This is a genomic window from Nibrella viscosa (assembly GCF_039541875.1).
In the GTDB taxonomy this organism is placed as follows: Bacteria; Bacteroidota; Bacteroidia; order Cytophagales; family Spirosomataceae; genus Nibrella; species Nibrella viscosa.
In genome coordinates, this window is the sequence record NZ_BAABHB010000001.1 from 690013 (window position 1) to 709224 (window position 19212).

The following is a 19212-nucleotide window of genomic DNA, read 5'->3' on the forward strand; positions in this document are numbered from 1 at the left end:
GCCGCCTGACTGCCATTCCCTAAAAATACTACATAGTACCGGATTTTTGCAATAAGGGTAGCTGAACGGTAAACGATTGTCCATCGTCCATAATAGTCGGCTGGGGCAGTTGGAGCAGCCGGAAACGGGTGGTGATATTGGTTAACCCTGCCTGAAGGTTGTTTGCCCTCAGGGTTTTACGCTGAATATTGTTGCCTACGACAAGGTGCCCCTCGGGGGTAACACAGATCGAAAGAAGCAGGGGCTGATCGGCCAGAATACTATTGTGCCGGATCGCGTTCTCCACCAGAATATGGAGGGTAAGGGGAGGGAGCCGGGCCTCCAGGTGACAAGCGTTTACATCGATCAGAACGTCGATGCCATTGCCGTAGCGGGTTTTCAGCAGCGAGAAGTAAGCCTGGATAAAGGCTAGTTCGGTCCGCAGGGGAATCAGGTCACAGGCATGCGATTGCAGCATGTACCGGTATACCGTCGATAGTTCGTCCAGGAAGTTCCCGGCCCTGACCTTGTCTTCGGCGATCAGCACCGACAGGGAGTTGAAACTGTTGAACAGAAAGTGTGGGTTGATATGGGTTTTGAGGCAGTCGAACTGAGTCTGCAGACTTACATTTTTGAGTGCTTCATCGGCCCGGATACGTGCTCCATAGCTGTGCAGGTAACGCATGGCGATCATCACAGACAGGATAATTATTGCCGTGGCGATCAGGCTGGTTGCCGCGTATACGCCCCAGTTGTGTTGGTATACCGGGAGGCACAGCAGATTTAGCAGCCATACCGAGACCGGTATTCCAGCGTAGCGTAGCCATGCGTTGTGTACTGTTTTCAAGGTAGTCAATAACTGCGTTTTCTGAACCAGATAGCTAGTTGGAGCCGTGAGCCGGGAAGAGCCGGCGCGGCAAAGCGCTGGTTGTTACTAGTCCTGTTGCTACTGCCGGGCTGTGATTTCCGGTGTAAAGATGGTTGAGCCATGGCTGCCGGCAAGTGGTATTGAAGGTAAAGCCGCAACTTCGTTTGGTGAAGTGTAAAAACCGCCCGTTGAACGTCGGAGCATGCCGACGGTCTTTTTACCGGGATTTTTATTGAATTAAGACAAAATCACGTTATTTACCGGGAGCATTTTAATACACAATGAAACAACTACTGCTTACGGCTTCGTTGCTGCTCATGCTGTTGCCGGTACGGGCACAAAGTACCGCCACCGGGAAGGATGAAAAGACAAAAGAGACAAACCCCGCACCGGTTGAGAGCGCCGAAGCCTTTCGGGTCCGGAACATGATGCTGCTTTCCGGCGACAATAACCTCATGCCAACCGTAGATACCCGCTACGAGGGATTACAGGGAACGCCTTATTTTATCCCGAATTGGTCGAAAGGGCAGGTTGACCTAACTAACGGAAAGCAGTACACCAATGTGCCGCTTAAGTTTGACGCGTACCGGCAGAGCCTGATTATGCTTCGGGAGAAAATGCGGGATTCTATCATCGTGAGCCCAAACCAGATCCGGGCTTTTACCATCATGGATGCCGACGGCAACGGCTACCTCTTCAAACGATACACGGGTCTCACCGGTGACAAACAACTTAGCGAAGGCTATTTTATGGTGCTCTACGAGGGCAAAAATGCCATGCTGAAGCGGATTAACAAGCTCTTTAAAAAAGCTGATTTCAAAGGAGGCTACTCGGCCGATATCCGCTACGACTCCTACGCCGACGATGTATCTTTCTACCTGCTCCGGCCCGACAAGAGTCTGGTGAAGCTTAAAAAAAGCAAAAAAGCCATTGTGGATGCGTTCAGCGACAAAAAAGCTGAGATCACCCGCTTTATTGATGAGAAGAAGCTCGATTTCAGATCGGAGTACGATCTGGCCCAGGTTGTGCAGTATTACGATAGCCTGTAAACTATCCTGGGTACGTCCATCCGTACGTTTTCGTACCTTTGCCCCGAAATTGACGAAAACCATTGATGGATTATACAAAGATACCTTCTCCCTGCTTTGTGCTGGAGGAAGCCAAACTACGCCGAAACCTGGAACTCATCAGCGCCGTGCAGGACCAGGCCGGTGTGCAGATCATCCTGGCACTGAAGGCATTTTCGATGTTCAGCGTATTTCCGCTGGTCAACGAATACCTGTCGGGTGCTACGGCCAGCTCGCTCAACGAAATCAAACTGGTTAACGACTACATGAAGGTCAAAGCTCATACTTACATCCCGGCCTACCGGGACGATGAGTTTGACGAAGTACTCCGGCGCAGCAGCCACATTACATTCAACTCCTTTCGCCAGTGGGAGCGGTTCAGCAGCCGGGTGAAAGCGTATAATGAGCAAAGCGCGGACGTCGCCGGGCAGAAGGCTGGTGAGGCTGTTCACCCCACGCGTATCTCCTGCGGTATCCGCGTCAATCCACAGTATTCTGAAGTGGCTACGGATATGTATAATCCATGTGTGCCGGGGTCGCGGCTGGGCGTGACGCGGGATCAGTTGCCCGACCAACTGCCGGAGGGGCTGGAGGGTATTCATTTTCACACCCTCTGCGAGAATGACTCGTATACGCTGGAGCGGACACTCGAGGCTCTGGAAACGCATTTCGGCGATCTGCTGCACCAGGTAAAATGGGTAAACATGGGGGGCGGCCACCTGATGACCCGGCAAGGGTATAATACCGACCACCTGATTGGCCTGCTGAAAGCCTTCCGGGAAAAGTATAATGTCGAGGTGATTCTGGAACCCGGCTCGGCTATCGCCTGGCAAACGGGCGTGCTGGTGTCTACGGTGCTGGATGTACTCGACAGTCAGGGTATCCAGGTAGTTATTCTCGACACCTCGTTTGCCGCTCACATGCCCGATACCCTCGAAATGCCCTACAAGCCCCGTGTTCTGAATGCTTACCAGGAGCCGGTGGCCGACAAGCATACCTACCGGCTGGGGGGAATGACCTGCCTGGCCGGCGACTTCATGGGCGACTACTCCTTTGATGAGCCGCTCCAGGTGGGTGATCTGGTCGTTTTTGACGACATGATCCACTACACAATGGTGAAAACAACCACGTTTAACGGTGTTAACCTGCCGTCGATCGGCATCTGGCAGGCCGACGATACGTTCCGGCTGGTGCGCAGCTATGGCTACGACAGTTATAAAGACCGCTTGAGCTAATTCAACAAACTATGCACTCTATCCTCCCGTTACCCGTACAACCCGTAAAGCCCGGAACCAGTACCGGGCAGCACTTCTGGCATTCGACCGAGCGGACGCTGGATTCGTACTCGCCCGTTGATGGTCAGCTGATTGCCCGCGTGTACCTCTCCACCCGCGCCGATTACGACAAGGTAGTGGACACGGCGCAGGAAGCCTTTCATCAGTGGCGGCTGCTACCCGCGCCGAAGCGGGGCGACATTATCCGCCAGATGGGCGATCAGTTCCGGCAGTACAAGCGCGAGCTGGGTACGCTGGTCAGCTACGAAATGGGTAAGTCGCTGCAGGAAGGCCTCGGCGAAGTGCAGGAAATGATCGACATCTGCGATTTTGCGCTGGGATTATCCCGGCAGCTTTACGGCCTTACCATGCACTCCGAGCGGCCGGGTCACCGCATGTACGAGCAGTGGCATCCGCTGGGCGTGGTGGGCGTCATTTCCGCTTTTAACTTCCCGGTGGCGGTATGGTCCTGGAACGCCATGATCGCCTGGGTCTGCGGCAACGTCTGCGTCTGGAAACCCTCCGAAAAAACACCCCTGACGGCCCTGGCCTGTCAACAGATCATTTCTGAGGTTTTGCGCAACAACGACGTGCCGGAAGGCGTCTCGTGCCTGGTAACGGGCGCGCGCGATGTGGGCGAATGGCTGAGCCGTGACCCCCGCGTAGCGCTGGTGTCGGCCACCGGGTCGACGCGCATGGGCCGGGCCGTAGCCGCCAACGTGGCCGAGCGGCTGGGGCGTTCGCTGCTCGAACTGGGCGGCAACAACGCCATCATTGTGACCGAACATGCCGATCTGGACCTGGCCATTCCGGCCATAGTTTTCGGGGCTGTGGGCACGGCCGGGCAGCGCTGCACTACCACCCGCCGGCTGATTGTGCAGGAGAATATATACGAAGACGTGAAAAACCGGCTGGCAAAGGCCTACGCCCAGATCCGGATTGGCAACCCGCTGGAAGAGTCAATTCACGTGGGGCCGCTGATCGATAAGCAGGCGGTAGCGGGATATAAGGCCGCAGTAGACGAAATCCGGCGGATGGGCGGTACTTTTGTGGTAGAGCCGGGCGTACTGTCCGGCGATGCGTATACGTCCGGCTGTTATGTGAAGCCCTGCGTGGTGGAGGGCGATAATGCCTGGGACATTGTACAAAGGGAAACGTTCGCGCCCATTCTGTACGTGATGAAATACAGCACCCTCGACGAAGCCATTGCCATCCAGAACGGCGTGCCGCAGGGTTTGTCTTCGGCCATATTCACCCTCAACCTTCGCGAAGCTGAGCATTTTCTGTCGGTCGCCGGTTCCGACTGCGGCATTGCCAATGTCAATATCGGAACCTCCGGTGCCGAGATCGGGGGCGCTTTCGGGGGCGAGAAAGAAACCGGCGGAGGCCGCGAATCCGGCTCCGACGCCTGGCGGGCCTACATGCGCCGACAGACCAACACCATCAACTACGGCACCCAGCTACCGCTGGCGCAGGGGATTACGTTTGACCTATAAATGCATGGAGCAGTGGGCAATAGGGCATGGGGTAAAAAGGTACGCGGTATCCTTTTACCCCATGCCCTACTGCCCACTGCTCAGGACAGCCATACCTTAATGGTCCCCTCCGCCACCTCATTGGGGGCCAGTACAATGAGGCCCTCCTGGTTGTTAAAAGCATTGACATTGCCCGTCAGCGGTTCTATGGCAATGCGGTTGCGTGCGGGGGGCGTAAACACCACCAGGTAATTGAATTTGCCGGGACCGGTCTCCTGCCAGACGTGCAGACTGGCCTTATGCCGCGCCGACGACAATACCGTTTCCACCGAACCCGCAGCCGGGTCTACAACGAACACATTATCCAGTTCCCGGTCATGCAGCCGGATCGCCGGGATTGTGACTCCACCGGTAGAGCCGGACAGGTTAAAGGGTTCGATACCGTCGGGAAGCATGTTCTCGTCCAGGCTCACTGCCGTTTGAGAGGGGATGTGAATGGTCAGGTCATCAACGGGTTCATCGTTGAAGGTGAAATACGGGTGCCAGCCGAACGCCACCGGGCACGACCGGCTTAAGCTGAGGTTCTGTACCTGGTAACGTACATAGAAGACGGAGGGTGAGCCGGGGGCACTTTCGAGCGTATATGTAACCCGTAGTTCAAACGGAAATGGGTAGCCGGTATACAGGTCTTCGGCCGGGCCATGATGCAGGTAGCGTAACGTCAGCGAAGCGGCATGGCCGGTAACCTGCTGGTCGAACAGTTCAAAAGGCTTGCCGGCCACAAAGCCGTGGATGGCATTGTCCCGGCTGGCTTCATTCATCGGGAGCGTATAGGATTCCCCCTCAAAGAAATAGATGCCGTGCCGGATGCGGCTGGGGAACGGAAAGAGCAGGGCGCTGGCATACGTTTCATCGGCGACCAGCGCCTGTTCAGAAGCCGGCGCATCAATCAGGCTGATCAGCTCCTTCTCTTTGCGCAGCACCAGGCCGCGCACCATAGCGCCATGAGCCGGAACAATTACGGCATATTCACCGGTCTGGGTGTTGTGTAGTACATACTCGACCATCAGGCCGAACTGGCGGTGGAAAATTTCGAAAGGCATAGTTTTCTAGTAGGCAGTTGGCCGTGTGCAGTTGGCAGATAATGTTGTCAGTGTTAAACAACTGCTCAGCGGTAGAGGATGTTTGGGGGATAGCTGCCGTTGGGTAAAATTGCCTTCTATTACCACTTGCGAAAAAGATAGGGATTAAATAACCATTCTTTGTATTTTACGGCTTTCCTTACGTTTTTGCTATCCATGTCTATATTTACGACTGCTCAATCGGTTAGCCTGATTCGTGATAATCGCAAAAACGGTCCTTACGGTTCCGTGGGTGGGTACCTTCTGAAGACAATTGAACCAGAGGCCGAACTGTCGTTTGTATCCGCGTATTTTACCATTTACGCCTATCACCACCTCAAAAACCAGCTTGATCAGATCAGCCATCTGCGGTTTCTATTTGGGGAACCCAACTTTGTCATTGACCGGGATAAAGAACCAAAAATTTTTCGGATTGAGTCAGACGCACTCGGCATACAAAATAAGCTCAATCAGAAAGCCATTGCCCGCGATTGCTACAACTGGATTCAGGCTAAGGTTAGCATCCGCTCCATGGTGAAGCCCAACTTCCTGCACGGGAAGATGTACCATATTCAGAATTCGCGGGGTATCCCATACGCTATTTCGGGCAGTTCCAATTTCACGGCCAGTGGGCTGGGATTTGGTAACCGTCCGAATATTGAATTGAATATGGTGGTGGATGGAGACCGCGACAAACGAGACCTCAAAGCGTGGTTTGATGAGCTGTGGAATGACAACACAGGTTTGGTAGAGGATGTTAAAGACCAGGTGCTGAAATACCTTCAGCAACTTTATCAGGATACCCCACCGGAGTTCGTGTACCTAAAAACGCTCTACCACGTTTTTGAAAACTACCTGAATGAACAGGACAAAGGGGGGCTGTTGAACGAACGGACGGGCTTCTTTCAAACTGGAATCTGGAGTAAGCTGTATTCTTTTCAGCAGGATGGGGTAAAAGGTGTCATTAACAAAATTCTGCGGCATGGCGGCTGTGTGCTGGCCGATAGCGTCGGTCTGGGTAAAACGTTTGAAGCGTTGGCCGTTATTAAATACTTTGAATTGCTGAATGACCGGGTATTGGTGCTGTGCCCCAAAAAGCTCAGCGAAAACTGGACAATTTACCAGGCTCACAAAAATTCGGAGCTTAACCCGCTGGCAAAAGACCGTTTTGGGTACACTGTGCTGTATCATACCGACCTGGGCCGTAAAGGGGGCGTGTCCGGAGCGGATGGGATAGACTTGAATAATTTCAACTGGGGCGCTTACGACCTCGTTGTCATTGATGAGTCGCATAACTTCCGCAACAATACCGTCGGTAAATACGACGAGCAGGGCAATCTGGTCAAAAGTCGCTACCAGCGGCTGATGGAGGACATTATTAACTCAGGAGTGAAAACGAAGGTGCTACTGCTATCGGCGACACCCGTAAACAACACGCTGAAAGACCTGCGCAACCAGATTTACTTCCTGACGGGCGGCAGTGATACCGCGCTGGCAGAATCGACCGGGGTGAAAAACATCAGCAGTACCGTGGCGGCTGCGCAGAAGCAGTTCAATGATTGGGCCGACCCGAAGAAAAACCCCAACCGGACGGTACAAAACCTGCTCGAAAAACTGGATAGCGGCTTTTTTAAACTACTCGATGAACTGACTATTGCCCGCTCGCGCCGGCATATCGAAAAGTTTTACGACATGAACAGCATCGGGAAGTTTCCGGAGCGCCGGAAGCCGATTCCGGTGTATCCAGACATCGACGTGAACAACCGGTTCCGGTCATACGATGCCATCAACCGCGAAATTTCGGGTTATAAGCTGAGTCTGTTTAATCCCTCGGCGTATTTACTGGAGAAGTACAAAGAGCAGTACGGCGAACGGATTGAAACGCAGAAAACAGCCAACTTCTCGCAGGAGGTACGCGAACACTTCCTCATCGGCATGATGAAGGTAGGTTTCCTGAAACGGCTGGAAAGTTCTGTTCAATCGTTTGGCTTATCAATGGGCCGGACAATTGATAAAATAGAGAAGCTGGAAAACAAGATAAAAACCTACCTGGATAATCCGGTCCGGACGGTGCTGGATACGGACGAACTGGTCATAGCTGAGGAAGACGACGATATGGCGGCTGTGGAGGAAGCGTATCTGGTCGGGGGCAAAAAGAAGTTTGAACTGGCGCACCTTGATTTAAACAAATGGCTGAAAGACCTGCGCGAAGACAAAGACAAACTGATTTCGCTATACGATTCGGCCGCAGCCATTACACCCGCACGGGATGCGAAGTTGCAGGCACTTAAAAAACTTATTAGCGGAAAAGTAGCCAATCCTATCAACCCCAACAACCGCAAAGTCATTGTCTTTACAGCATTTGCCGATACGGCCTCTTACCTCTATGACTGCCTGCACGAATGGGCCAAAAACGAGTTGGGTATTGAATCGGCGCTGGTCTCCGGCGGCAACGGCAGTAACCGAAGCACGTTTCAGCCGAAAGGATTTAAAAACCAGACGGATTTTAACGCCATTCTGACCAACTTTTCGCCCCGCGCCAAAAAGCGGGAGTTGTTGAAATCCATGCCGCAGGAGGGCGAAATTGATTTACTGATTGCTACCGACTGTATCTCGGAAGGACAAAACCTGCAGGATTGCGACTACCTGATTAACTACGACATCCACTGGAACCCGGTGCGTATTATTCAGCGCTTCGGCCGTATAGACCGGCTCGGCAGCCGGAACGAAACCATTCAGCTTGTCAATTTCTGGCCAACCCGCGACCTCGACCAGTACATTAACCTGCAAACCCGCGTAGAGGCCCGCATGGCGCTGGTCGATATTACTGCCACGGGCGAAGATAACCTGCTGAACAACGACCAGATTGAAGACCTGGTGACGCAGGATTTGAAATTCCGCGACAAACAACTTAAGCGCCTGCAGGAAGAAGTACTCGACCTCGAAGATATGAATGAAGGGGGTGTATCGCTGACCGACTTCACGCTGGATGACTTCCGGATTGAACTCATGCGGTTTATTGAATCGCGCAAGAAGGAACTCGAACGGGCCTCACTTGGGCTGTATGCTATAGTGCCAGCTCCCGCCGGTAAATACGCGTACATGACCGATTACGGCCAGTTGAAAATTGGGGAAAACGAACTCATCAGACCAGGGGCCATTTACTGTTTGCGGCAGCGGGAGCCGGATGCTGGGCAAAAAGCTGGTGGTACATCTGATAACGAACGCGTAAACCCCCTGCACCCGTATTACCTCTGCTACGTTTACGATGACGGTCAGGTAAAGTATAGCTACGTCAGCGCCAAACAAGTGCTGGAAGTGTTCCGGCTGCTGTGCCAGGGGCGGAAAGAGGCTTATGAAGAGCTTTGCGAAATTTTTGACCGAGAGACTGATAATGGCGGTGACATGAGAGCCTACTCGGCTTTGTTGAAGAGTGCTATGGAGTCCGCTGCCAGACAATATCAGAAGAAAATAGCCGTAGCTGCCAAAACGGGTGGACGCGGTTTTATAATTCCGGAAGCCTCGGAACAGTTGGGCACGGATACCGATTCGCCAATCACTGCTGATACATTTGAATTGATTACCTGGTTGATTATCAAATAACAAATTGCATGCCTGCTAACCTTCCCGCCATTGAACAAGCTTTAACCAGCTTTGTTGCTAAACCACTACGCTCAGGTGCCACCGACCTGCTGAATTCTCTGGGATATAATAGTCAGCGAACTATTACGCTTAACGACCCTACCGCTCAGGGATTTATTGACCAGTTTGAATTAACACCCGAAGAGTTTGACTCTAAAAAAGCACTAGCCGACCAGTGGGAGCGATTCGAGTTTTTGTTTCAACTTACCGAACATGAAGTTCGGCGGACATTGTCATTGTTTAACCAGATTGACCGGGGGAACAAGGACAGTTTCTTTTTTCACGCAGTAAAGTTAAAACCACGTGAGAAGGCTTATACCCGTACCGAACTGGCGGAGATAACCCGGCAGCTAAATCGGCCGTTTGGGATACCAACCGTAGTATTTATTCACTACAACGAGAACCTGACTGTTGGAGTTATTGCCCGGCGCACCAACAAACGTAAGGCTGACCGGGATGTGCTTCAGAAAGTTTCGCTGATTAAGGATATTCGCCTGCTGCGTCCTCACCCGGCGCATATCCGTATTCTGGGGCAGTTGTCGCTCGATAACCTGCCGGCCTGGAATTTTGACGATGTGCTGAAATGCTGGCAGAACACGCTGAGTATTCGCGAACTAAACAATCGCTTCTATAAAGAGCTGTCGACCTGGTATAATATTGCTGTCTCCACCATAAAACTTCCTGTTAAAGCTTCTTACCACGCCAGCGATGCCGAAAACGTGCAGCACTTTACGGTCCGGCTTATCTGTCGCACCCTGTTTTGCTGGTTCCTGAAAGAAAAAGGGCTGATTGACCGCCGGTTGCTTGAACTCTACGACCTGCGTGATGTGCCTGCTGACCTGCTGCCGGGTACACAATCGGCTGATTTTGCTAACCAGAATTCGTACTATCGGGGTATCCTGCAAAATATCTTTTTTGCCTGTCTGAACCAGCCAATGGGTGCAGGCCGCGCTGGTCACTACCTAGGCAAGCGCTATCTTCCTGCCAATTTCGACTTTAGCCTGTTCAATCGGGTACCTTACCTGAATGGGGGGCTTTTTGACAAACTGGAAGAAGATAACGCCAACGATAGAATTGACGACGGGCCACTGCAAGTTCCGAACAAATTGTTTTATGCTAAAGAACTGACCTTTGGAACCGGGCGCAGGGAAACCCTTACGCAGGGCCTTAACCGAATCCTGAGCAGCTATAAATTTACCGTCACCGAAAATACCGCGCTGGAGGAAGAGGTGGCCCTGGACCCCGAACTGCTCGGTATGGTTTTTGAAAACCTGCTGGCTGAAACCGACCCGGACGAAAACATATCGAAAACTGCCCGTAAGGCGTCCGGCTCGTTTTATACACCCCGTCGCGTTATCGACTACATGGTTAATGAGTCGCTGGTACTTTACCTCAACACCTTCGCCGAACGCAATGGCCGCGCTTCTGTTTCAATCCAACAGGCTGTTAAAGACCTGATTTATCATGACCTGGTACCGAATGACCCGGCTTTTGCGGAACTCGTCATCGATGCTTTCGATGACTTGAAGATTCTTGACCCGGCTTGTGGCTCCGGTGCTTTCCCGATGGGAATGCTCAACCGGATTGTCTACCTGCTCCGGCTGGTAGACCCCGGCAACCGGCTCTGGATTGCTAAGCAACTAATGCGCCTGCCCACTGAAATCCGCGACCAGGCCCGGCGCGATTTTGAACGGCATGATTTCAATTATGCCCGTAAGTTAGGTCTCATCCGTAATGCTATTTACGGGCTGGATATTTTGCCGATGGCTTCGGTAATTACCAAGCTCCGGTTCTTTATCAGTTTGCTTATTGAGCAAGATGTAGATTTGACGGCTGTAGCCAATAACTACAATATATCGGCGCTACCCAATCTGGAAACCAAAATCATCTGTGCCAACTCGCTGAAAGATATTAGTCCGTCGGTATTCACTGAAGACCTGATTAATAAACTCGAAGCCGCCAGGGAGCAGTATTACGACCGTAACCGTACAGCCGCCGAAAAAAGCCAGATTGCCGACCAACTGGCCGAATACCTCGACGCGCTTTATCCGTACGAACTGTTTGGGTTCGCCATCCGTAAACAGAAGATAGATGATGCACCCACCAAGCGAATCGCCAACCGCCAACTGCTGCGGGAGTGGTTTCAGCATGGTAACCTCACGGCACCGTTTTTTAATCTGCCGGCCTTTTTTCCGGAACTGCGTGGGCACGGATTTGATATTGTCATTGGTAACCCACCTTACGGAGGTACACCTATCACCGATGATGTAAAAACAAACCTGGGTCTCGGCTCCAAAGACCCTTACGGTGCATTTATCAGCCGGTTTTTGGGCGATGGCGTTCGGGCTACACCGCTGCGCGATGGGGGTGTGCTGGCCTTCATCGTATCGGATACCTTTATGACGATTAAGACTCACCTGCCCCTCCGAAAGCAGATGATAAACCACTACCTGCACAAAATGGTGCGTGTACATTCGGACACCTTCCAGGCTACCGTCAACACGGCTATTGTGTTTGCCCAGAAGCACGACCGGAAAGACCCGCGCCAAACACCTGCTCCGTTGCGCCAGCACACCACCGGGCCTGCTTTGCAAACGCATGTACCGGGTCAGCAACTAGCGCTCGATGGCCGCGCCCAGGCTGTGCAGACGAGTTTAATACCTATGGGTTACGAACAAAATACGGCAACGCCCATCCACGAAGTGCTGATGGCTGACTTGACCAATGTGTCTATACACGACAGCTACGAACGCTTTCTGGAATTGCTGCACCAAACGGCGGCTGATGCTACTGGGGCATTGCCCAGGCCAACTGCCGAATATGCTATTTACCAATACCCGCAACACTTGATTACCACCAATAGTAATTTGCCGTTTTTTGTAGCCTCGTCAAAGTTGTTTGGGTTGATGAATGATTCCAATATATCTAGTTACAGCAAACATGACTTCCCAAAGCAGTGCGTAAGGCTTAAATTAAACGGCATAGAATTGACGCTATTTAGATTAGGAGATGATTATATTGGTCACGGTATTAGTAAACGATGGAAAGAAATTGGGTTGACGAAAATTATTTCTGGGGTAAAAACAGGTAATAATGATAAATATGTTTTTCAACTGCCTGAGGCTCGGGGGAATTATAAAGCATTGCCTTTTAAAAATCTCCTTGAAGTGGATACTATAACCCTTAATACTGATGAAGTACTGAATGGTGTAGTACCTCAGAACTATAGTGGAAGGTTTATAGTGCCATTGGACAAAGGAGGGGAATCAGACTCAGAAGGTGGTTGGATGCCTAGTTATTATGTTCCAACTTCTTATTTTTTGGATTGGTCAGAAAAAGCCGTTTCAGGGATGAATTCTGAACCCCATGCTGATATGACCAATGTAGAGTTTAGATTCAAAAGAGGTGTTACATTTTCAAGAACTGGTATTTATGCTCCTACTTTTCGTCTAAGTTCTGGTGGAATTTTGGAGTCAAAAGGCTGTGGTATTTTTACTGATACTTATGAAGCAGAAGTGCTATTAGGAGTTTTAAATTCTAAACTACTAAAATACATTATTAAGTCCTACGTAATGCATACGGTTGAAAGCAGCGTAGGATCTCTTCCAATTACTCCAATAGTAAAATTAAGTGATAAAATACAAAGTTCCCTAAAGATTCTTGTTAAGCAAATCATCACAAAGCAGAAAGAGAATCTTCGCTACGATTATGCCAGTCAAGAGCAGGTAGAAATAGATAAGTTGGTGTATGAAGCCTATGGGTTGAATCAGGAAGATATTGACGAGGTAGAGACCTGGTATAAGCGCCGATACCCTAAGCTGTCCGAAGCTCAGGGACGTAATCGAGATACTAGCAGAAATGGCTTTAATCAGACTGGGTCTAACTAGCCGCTGAAACAGACGTATAATGGCACTACCCGTCAACATTGAGAATCTGGTTAACGGTGAGTCAGTTGAGTGGGAGCGCTTAGAGTTTAAAGCAGGCTGGAATCCGGAGGAGATTGTACATACGCTTTGCGCGTTTGCCAACGACATCAATAATTGGGGTGGAGGGTACATCATCATTGGGGTTGAAGAACAGGACGGCCGTCCTGTGTTGCCCCCGGTGGGCCTGCAACCTGACCAACTTGATGCTATTCAGAAAAAGATTGTCGAACTGAGCCATCAGCTTCAGCCCGGCTACCTGCCGGTCGTACAACCGTATGTGCTGATGCGAAAGCACATTCTGGTTATCTGGGTTCCCGCCGGTGATTTGCGGCCCTATTCGGCCCCGTCTACGCAGGGTGGTAAAGCGCAACGTCATTATTACATCCGGTCAGGTACTAAAAGTATCATAGCCAAAGGCCCCCATGAGCAGCGGCTCCTCGACCTGACCGCCCGAATTCCATTCGACGACCGCATAAATCATCAGGCCGCCGTCAATGATTTACAACTAGGTCTGATTCGTGATTACCTGCAGGAAGTAAAAAGTGATTTGTTTGCCGAAAGCGACCAGGCTCCTCTGCCCGTGTTGGGCCAGCAGATGCAAATTGCACGGGGGCCTGATGAATTTATACGGCCGCTTAATGTTGGCTTGCTTTTTTTCAACCCGGAACCGCATACGTTTTTCGGTCGGGCCTGGATTGAAGTGGTGATTCACCAGGATGATACCGGTCGGAACTTTACCGAAAAGACTTTCAAAGGACCGCTGCACAAACAACTCCGCGACTGCCTGGCGTACCTGCAAGCCGTGGTGGTGCAGGAGCGTACCACAAAAGTAAGCGGTCAGGCCGAAGCTCTACGTTATGTAAACTTTCCGTATGATGCCATTGAGGAAGCCGTGGCAAACGCCGTATACCACAAGTCGTACGAGGAAGCCAAGCCAGTCGAGATTCAGGTCTTTCCTGATTCAGTTCAGATTTTGAGCTTTCCCGGCCCTGTAGCTCCTGTCGATAATGCAATGCTTCAACAGAAGCGTATTGTCGCCCGTGACTACCGCAACCGGCGCATTGGCGATTTTCTGAAAGAACTGCGATTGGCCGAAGGACGTGGCACCGGTATTCCGCTCATTCGCCGACGGATGCGGGAAAACGGCTCACCAGAACCCACGTTCGAGACCGACCCGGACCGCACGTATTTTCTGTCCGTGCTACCCCTACATCCCGCTTGGCTGTCTGGGAGTAATCAAGATAGTAACCAAGTCGGTAATCAAGTTAGTAACCAAGGGGATTCGTCTATTGGGCCGGTAACCGGTAGTAATTACTGGGAACTGCTCAACCGGTTTGTCCACGATTTTACGGAAGGTGGCAAACCGCTCGACTTAACTAAACCGGACAAATACCGGCCTTTGGTTGAGTTTCTGGAGCCGGATTTTGCGGCCGTTCTGCGCGCTTGTACGTCGCCAAAAAGCCGGAAAGTTATTCTGGAAGATACGCTGAAACGCACAAATCAGGTCAAGAACTATAACCGGTATATGAAGCCGTTGCTGAGTGCAAAGCTATTGGCTCGTACCGTTCCAGACCGGCCAAACAGTTCTCAACAGAAGTACTTCACCACCGATCGAGGGCACTTCGTGTTGAAGTTGCTGGAAAAAACAGCGAGCTAACCATGGCATATTGGCTAATCAAATCGCCGTTTCGGACCCGCACGTGGGCACGGGTGGTAGCCGCCGGCCGGTTCCACCTGTACGGCATACGCAATGCTCAGGCCCGGCAGTACATTAGCCAGATGCAGACGGGCGATCAGGCCGTCTTTTATTTTCAACAGAAGGTTTGGGGTATCATGCGTGTTGCGTTAGACCCCAAAGCAGACCCAACCAGTGACAATAGCTCATGGCTGGCCGTTGATTTTGAACCAATTCAAACACTAGAGCCACCGGTAGAGTATCAGACTATTAAAAGCTTTGTCGCGTTTGCAGATAGTCCGTTGGTCAAACAGCCTCGCTTGAGCGTAGTACCTTTGAATAAAGAGCAGTGGCGGAGTATCAGCGCCGGCAGTGGTTTGTCATGATACACAGACAACAGAAATCACAGAAATGAGCTAAGCGTACAAAACAGCATATTTTAAAACGACTTAGCTCTTTTTTTCCTTAATTTATCACAAATAGAACTTAACGCTATTAAGTCTGTTGCCGTCAATGCTGCCAATCCACAATCCATCACAGAACAGGCTACCGAAGCTGTTCGGTCGGCTTGTGAAGAATCGCTGCTAAAGGGCCTAACCGTAACGGTTGTCGAAGACGATACCATAGTTGATATTCGTTTGGATGGCAGCAGACGAGCGGGAAAACAACTAGCTCCTCTTCAGAAGCCTGCTCAACGTTCTATCCGCATCCGTTGAAAACACTCACCGTATTTGCCGGACCAAACGGCTCGGGCAAGACAACAATTACCAATCGTTTTCTGGAAGAGTCGTCCGTCGAACTAGGCCATTATCTCAATCCGGACGACATTGAGCAACAACTCACCTTTCATGGTCTGGCTTATATAGGCATTTATGAAATCCACCCTTCACAGGCTGATTGGTTAGATTTTTTACAATCTTCTACGTTAGCCGCAAAAATCAGCCGCGACAGTGGACTCCTTCAAGAACAATTAGTCCACGCTATTCGGTTGAATGAGGTGGAGGGTGTTATCGAACCGGTTAGTTCTGCTGTATCAGATGACTACATGCGGCTCTTATTACTGACTTTGTTCGCCAGATGCTTATTCTTAGCGAGCTGTCATTCACGTTTGAAACCGTAATGTCGTCGGCAGACAAAATTGAGACGATTCGCCGGGTGAAAGAAGCTGGCTATTTCATTCGACTGTTTTATATCACTACGCGTGACTCGGAGATTAATGTATCGCGAGTCTCAAATCGGATGCAGAAAGGTGGGCACTTTGTTCCGGTTGACAAAATCCGCGACCGGTATTGGCGTTCTTTGAACAACTTAGCCAATGTACTACGTCTAGCTGATGAGGCTTACCTATACGATAACTCTACAGATGGTAGTAAATCCGTCGAAGTAGCACGATTACAGGATAAAGAACTTATCGTAACGGCAAACTTAGTCCCCGACTGGTATGTCCGGTTTGTTGAACAAAAACTATTATTGTAAAATCGCTTAATACCCAATTCCTGTTAAATCCTCACTCTTAACACCCTCTCACGATCTCTCCCCTCAACGACCAGCCCAAACAAGGCAAAATCGTATTTAACGGGGTCGGTGGGATCAAACTGTCTGAGGGTGTCGGTGAGGGCGACGGCGGCTGTCCAGTCGGTCTGGTCGCGGGTGAGCAGACCCAGTTTGCGGGCAACGCGGCCGACGTGCACATCAATGGGCATGACCAGTTGCGACGGCCTGATACGCTGCCAGATGCCGAAGTCGACACTCCTGGCGTCGTGCCGGACCATCCAGCGCAGAAACATATTGAGCCGCATTCGATCTACAGCACCTTCCACTTTCGGTTGAAAAGTGAGTTCCCTCACGGGGGAGTGGCTGCTTGGGCGGGGTTGCGGTATTCCCCTGAAAAAGCTCAAGGATGGTGTCCGCCCCTTGCTCAGTCTGTTCCGTCATGGCTTAAATGAGTTACAGGACCGGGCACTGAATCAGCGTTCTTTAGAATGCCTTATTCCTGTTTTGTCCTGTACTTAGCTACTTTCACCTAACAACTATATCAAATAAAAAGAAATAAAAACAAACAAAAACAAAATAAATGTCATTCCATAAATCGTAATTCTTGCGAAAACCTACTTGAACGGCTTCTGTAGATAATTTAATTTATGATGAGATTATTTATATAAAATCGCAATTAGACAACATTTTTACCCTGATTCGCCCTCTTTACTGCAATTTTAACCAACAATCATTAAATTTTTCTTTTGACACTTGTTTGTTAACATTTAACTTCTAAAATTTGCTATTATTTTCTTTTTGTATGATATGGCCTGGTGTTCTATGCTATCCATGGACATAGCCAGGGCCAAAAGGGTGTTGGTTAGTCTGGTCTATATTATAGCGCGTAAGAAGGCCGGAACAGCTAGGCCACTGGCATAAATTCTAATCCTAACGGGGTCTTCGTAATACTATAAGTAAGATTAATCCTTATGAATCAAGTGCATATCATACCTGGCCTTGCCTTGTCGGTACTAATCAGCCTGTCTGCAGCGGCTCAACCCACCCCCGTCTATAGTTGGACTAACTTGCCGGTCATAGCACAGCCCACGTTTCGAAAGGATACCGTAACGATCACAAGCTTCGGGGCTAAAGCGGATGGAACCACGCTGAATACCAGCGCTATCAATACCGCCATCCTGCAGTGCAGCCAGAAAGGTGGTGGCGTGGTACTAATACCGGGCGGCCTGTGGCTCACCGGCCCGGTTGAGCTGAAAAGCAACGTGAACCTGCACCTGAGGAAGGGAGCCACTCTCCTGTTTACGGAAGACAAAAGCCAATACGTGTTGGTAGAGGGTACATACGAAGGGAAGAAAGCCGCCCGTAATCAGTCGCCCATATCAGGAATGAACCTGGAGAATGTAGCCATTACCGGTCAGGGTATTTTGGATGGAAACGGCGATGTCTGGCGGGCGGTACACAAACGACAACTTAACAGCGATCAATGGAAGGCAAAAGTAGCCTCGGGCGGGGTGCTCAAAGACGATGGCCAGACGTGGTACCCCAGCGAACAGTTTAAAAAGGCCAGCGTCGGGAATATGAGCATGCTCTTGTCGCCGGAAAAGCCGCTGACCAGCTTTGCCAATATGAAAGACTTCCTGCGGCCTAACCTGGTTGTGCTCAACAATTGCAAAAAAGTGCTGCTGGAAGGGGTAACCTTTCAGAACTCGGCGGCCTGGTGCCTGCACCCGCTGATGTGCCAGGACCTGACCATCCGGAACGTGACGACCAAAAACCCGGAATACGCCCACAACGGCGACGGAATGGACATTGAATCCTGCAAAAACTTCCTGATTGAGGGCTGCACCCTGGATGTTGGCGACGACGCAATCTGCATCAAGTCGGGAAAAGACGAGGAGGGCCGTAAGCGGGGTATGCCTACTGAGAACGGTATTATTCGCAATAACACGGTATACAACGGACACGGCGGCTTTGTTATCGGCAGCGAAATGAGCGGAGGAGCCCGCTATCTGTTTGTATCCAACTGCACATTCTTGGGTACTGATAAAGGACTGCGTTTCAAGTCGGTACGGGGCCGGGGTGGTGTTGTTGAGCACATCTACGCCAAAGATATTTTCATGAAAGACATTGTGGGTGAAGCTATCTTCTTCGACATGTACTACTTCGTGAAGTTTGCTACGGACGGCGAACGGGATGAGCGTCCTGTGGTGAACGAAGGTACCCCGGTTTTCCGGAATATGACGTTTGAGAATATCATTTGCCGCGGTGCGCAAACCGGCATTTTTGTGCGGGGCTTACCCGAAATGGCTATCCAGCATATCGTTATGAAAAATATGGTGCTCCAGGCCAGCAAAGGGGTTGAGCTAATTGATGCCAGCAAAATTAAACTGGATCATGTTCAGCTGATTACCAAAGAAACGAAGCCCGTCATTGCCATTCAGAACAGCCACGACTTGACTTTCAACAGTATTCAGTATCCGGCCAATACAGAGCTGCTCTTTGCCGTGGATGGCCAATACAGTCAGGCTATACAGGTGACGAATACCGAGCTGTCCAACGCGCATACCAAAGCTGAATTCAACAAAGGCGCGGTGGAGAAAAGTCTGACTATTTTGAAGTGAGGTGCTTACTGAACATACTGATAGTTAAACCCATACATCCATGAGTCGCTCCAGTTAAAACCCTTTCGTT

13 protein-coding genes are annotated in these 19212 nt (G+C 50.7%); 10 read left to right on the forward strand and 3 right to left on the reverse strand.

Going from position 1 to position 19212, the window contains the following annotated elements:
- Window positions 1–28 precede the first annotated feature (28 nt).
- Complete coding sequence (locus ABD931_RS03015; protein ID WP_345263801.1) at window positions 29–826, reverse strand: sensor histidine kinase; 798 nt, start codon at window positions 824–826, stop codon at window positions 29–31.
- Window positions 827–1128: 302 nt separating this feature from the next.
- Here ABD931_RS03015 and ABD931_RS03020 point away from each other — a divergent pair, with 302 nt between their 5' ends.
- The 3 genes from ABD931_RS03020 to amaB all read left to right on the forward strand — a co-directional run bounded on the left by ABD931_RS03020 (window position 1129) and on the right by amaB (window position 4684).
- On the forward strand, window positions 1129–1896 hold the full coding sequence (locus ABD931_RS03020) for a hypothetical protein (protein ID WP_345263803.1): 768 nt from the start codon (window positions 1129–1131) through the stop codon (window positions 1894–1896).
- A 65-nt stretch (window positions 1897–1961) separates the two neighbouring features.
- Window positions 1962–3149, forward strand: a complete 1188-nt coding sequence (nspC, locus tag ABD931_RS03025; protein ID WP_345263805.1) for a carboxynorspermidine decarboxylase — start codon at window positions 1962–1964, stop codon at window positions 3147–3149.
- A gap of 11 nt (window positions 3150–3160) precedes the next feature.
- Window positions 3161–4684 (forward strand): L-piperidine-6-carboxylate dehydrogenase, encoded by a 1524-nt coding sequence (amaB, locus tag ABD931_RS03030; protein WP_345263807.1) that lies wholly within the window; start codon window positions 3161–3163, stop codon window positions 4682–4684.
- A gap of 80 nt (window positions 4685–4764) precedes the next feature.
- Here the strand turns inward: amaB and ABD931_RS03035 are convergent, their stop codons facing one another.
- Entirely contained in the window at window positions 4765–5766 is a 1002-nt protein-coding gene (locus ABD931_RS03035) for an aldose 1-epimerase (protein ID WP_345263809.1), read from the reverse strand.
- Between the two features lie 195 nt (window positions 5767–5961).
- Here ABD931_RS03035 and ABD931_RS03040 point away from each other — a divergent pair, with 195 nt between their 5' ends.
- From ABD931_RS03040 to ABD931_RS29220, 6 genes are all read left to right on the forward strand, one after another.
- A complete protein-coding gene (locus tag ABD931_RS03040; protein WP_345263811.1) occupies window positions 5962–9387 on the forward strand; it encodes a helicase-related protein in 3426 nt (1141 codons plus the stop codon).
- An 8-nt stretch (window positions 9388–9395) separates the two neighbouring features.
- Entirely contained in the window at window positions 9396–13313 is a 3918-nt protein-coding gene (locus tag ABD931_RS03045; protein WP_345263813.1) for an Eco57I restriction-modification methylase domain-containing protein, read from the forward strand.
- A gap of 19 nt (window positions 13314–13332) precedes the next feature.
- A complete protein-coding gene (locus tag ABD931_RS03050) occupies window positions 13333–15009 on the forward strand; it encodes an RNA/DNA-binding domain-containing protein (RefSeq protein WP_345263815.1) in 1677 nt (558 codons plus the stop codon).
- A 2-nt stretch (window positions 15010–15011) separates the two neighbouring features.
- A complete protein-coding gene (locus ABD931_RS03055; RefSeq protein ID WP_345263817.1) occupies window positions 15012–15413 on the forward strand; it encodes an EVE domain-containing protein in 402 nt (133 codons plus the stop codon).
- 326 nt (window positions 15414–15739) lie between these two features.
- Window positions 15740–16147 carry a hypothetical protein gene (locus ABD931_RS03060; RefSeq protein ID WP_345263819.1) on the forward strand — a complete coding sequence of 136 codons (408 nt, stop codon included), beginning with the start codon at window positions 15740–15742 and terminating at the stop codon, window positions 16145–16147.
- The gene (locus ABD931_RS29220; protein WP_440590440.1) at window positions 16147–16503 is read left to right on the forward strand and encodes a hypothetical protein; all 357 of its coding nucleotides are present in this window, start codon (window positions 16147–16149) and stop codon (window positions 16501–16503) included. The genes ABD931_RS03060 and ABD931_RS29220 overlap by 1 nt, the downstream gene beginning before the upstream one ends.
- Window positions 16504–16526: 23 nt before the next feature.
- Here ABD931_RS29220 and ABD931_RS03065 read toward each other — a convergent pair whose 3' ends face one another.
- Window positions 16527–16874 carry a DUF2400 family protein gene (locus tag ABD931_RS03065; protein ID WP_502258370.1) on the reverse strand — a complete coding sequence of 116 codons (348 nt, stop codon included), beginning with the start codon at window positions 16872–16874 and terminating at the stop codon, window positions 16527–16529.
- A 618-nt stretch (window positions 16875–17492) separates the two neighbouring features.
- Here ABD931_RS03065 and ABD931_RS03070 point away from each other — a divergent pair.
- Window positions 17493–19142 carry a glycoside hydrolase family 28 protein gene (locus ABD931_RS03070; RefSeq protein WP_345263821.1) on the forward strand — a complete coding sequence of 550 codons (1650 nt, stop codon included), beginning with the start codon at window positions 17493–17495 and terminating at the stop codon, window positions 19140–19142.
- Window positions 19143–19212 lie beyond the last annotated feature (70 nt).

Bases quoted from the DNA above. Each gene is read 5' to 3' on its own strand.
- ABD931_RS03050 (WP_345263815.1), top strand. From the start codon at position 13,333: ATGGCACTACCCGTCAACATTGAGAATCTGGTTAACGGTGAGTCAGTT.
- ABD931_RS03040 (WP_345263811.1), top strand. From the start codon at position 5,962: ATGTCTATATTTACGACTGCTCAATCGGTTAGCCTGATTCGTGATAAT.
- ABD931_RS03035 (WP_345263809.1), bottom strand. From the start codon at position 5,766: ATGCCTTTCGAAATTTTCCACCGCCAGTTCGGCCTGATGGTCGAGTAT.
- ABD931_RS03020 (WP_345263803.1), top strand. From the start codon at position 1,129: ATGAAACAACTACTGCTTACGGCTTCGTTGCTGCTCATGCTGTTGCCG.
- ABD931_RS03055 (WP_345263817.1), top strand. From the start codon at position 15,012: ATGGCATATTGGCTAATCAAATCGCCGTTTCGGACCCGCACGTGGGCA.
- ABD931_RS03045 (WP_345263813.1), top strand. From the start codon at position 9,396: ATGCCTGCTAACCTTCCCGCCATTGAACAAGCTTTAACCAGCTTTGTT.
- ABD931_RS29220 (WP_440590440.1), top strand. From the start codon at position 16,147: ATGTCGTCGGCAGACAAAATTGAGACGATTCGCCGGGTGAAAGAAGCT.
- amaB (WP_345263807.1), top strand. From the start codon at position 3,161: ATGCACTCTATCCTCCCGTTACCCGTACAACCCGTAAAGCCCGGAACC.
- nspC (WP_345263805.1), top strand. From the start codon at position 1,962: ATGGATTATACAAAGATACCTTCTCCCTGCTTTGTGCTGGAGGAAGCC.
- ABD931_RS03070 (WP_345263821.1), top strand. From the start codon at position 17,493: ATGAATCAAGTGCATATCATACCTGGCCTTGCCTTGTCGGTACTAATC.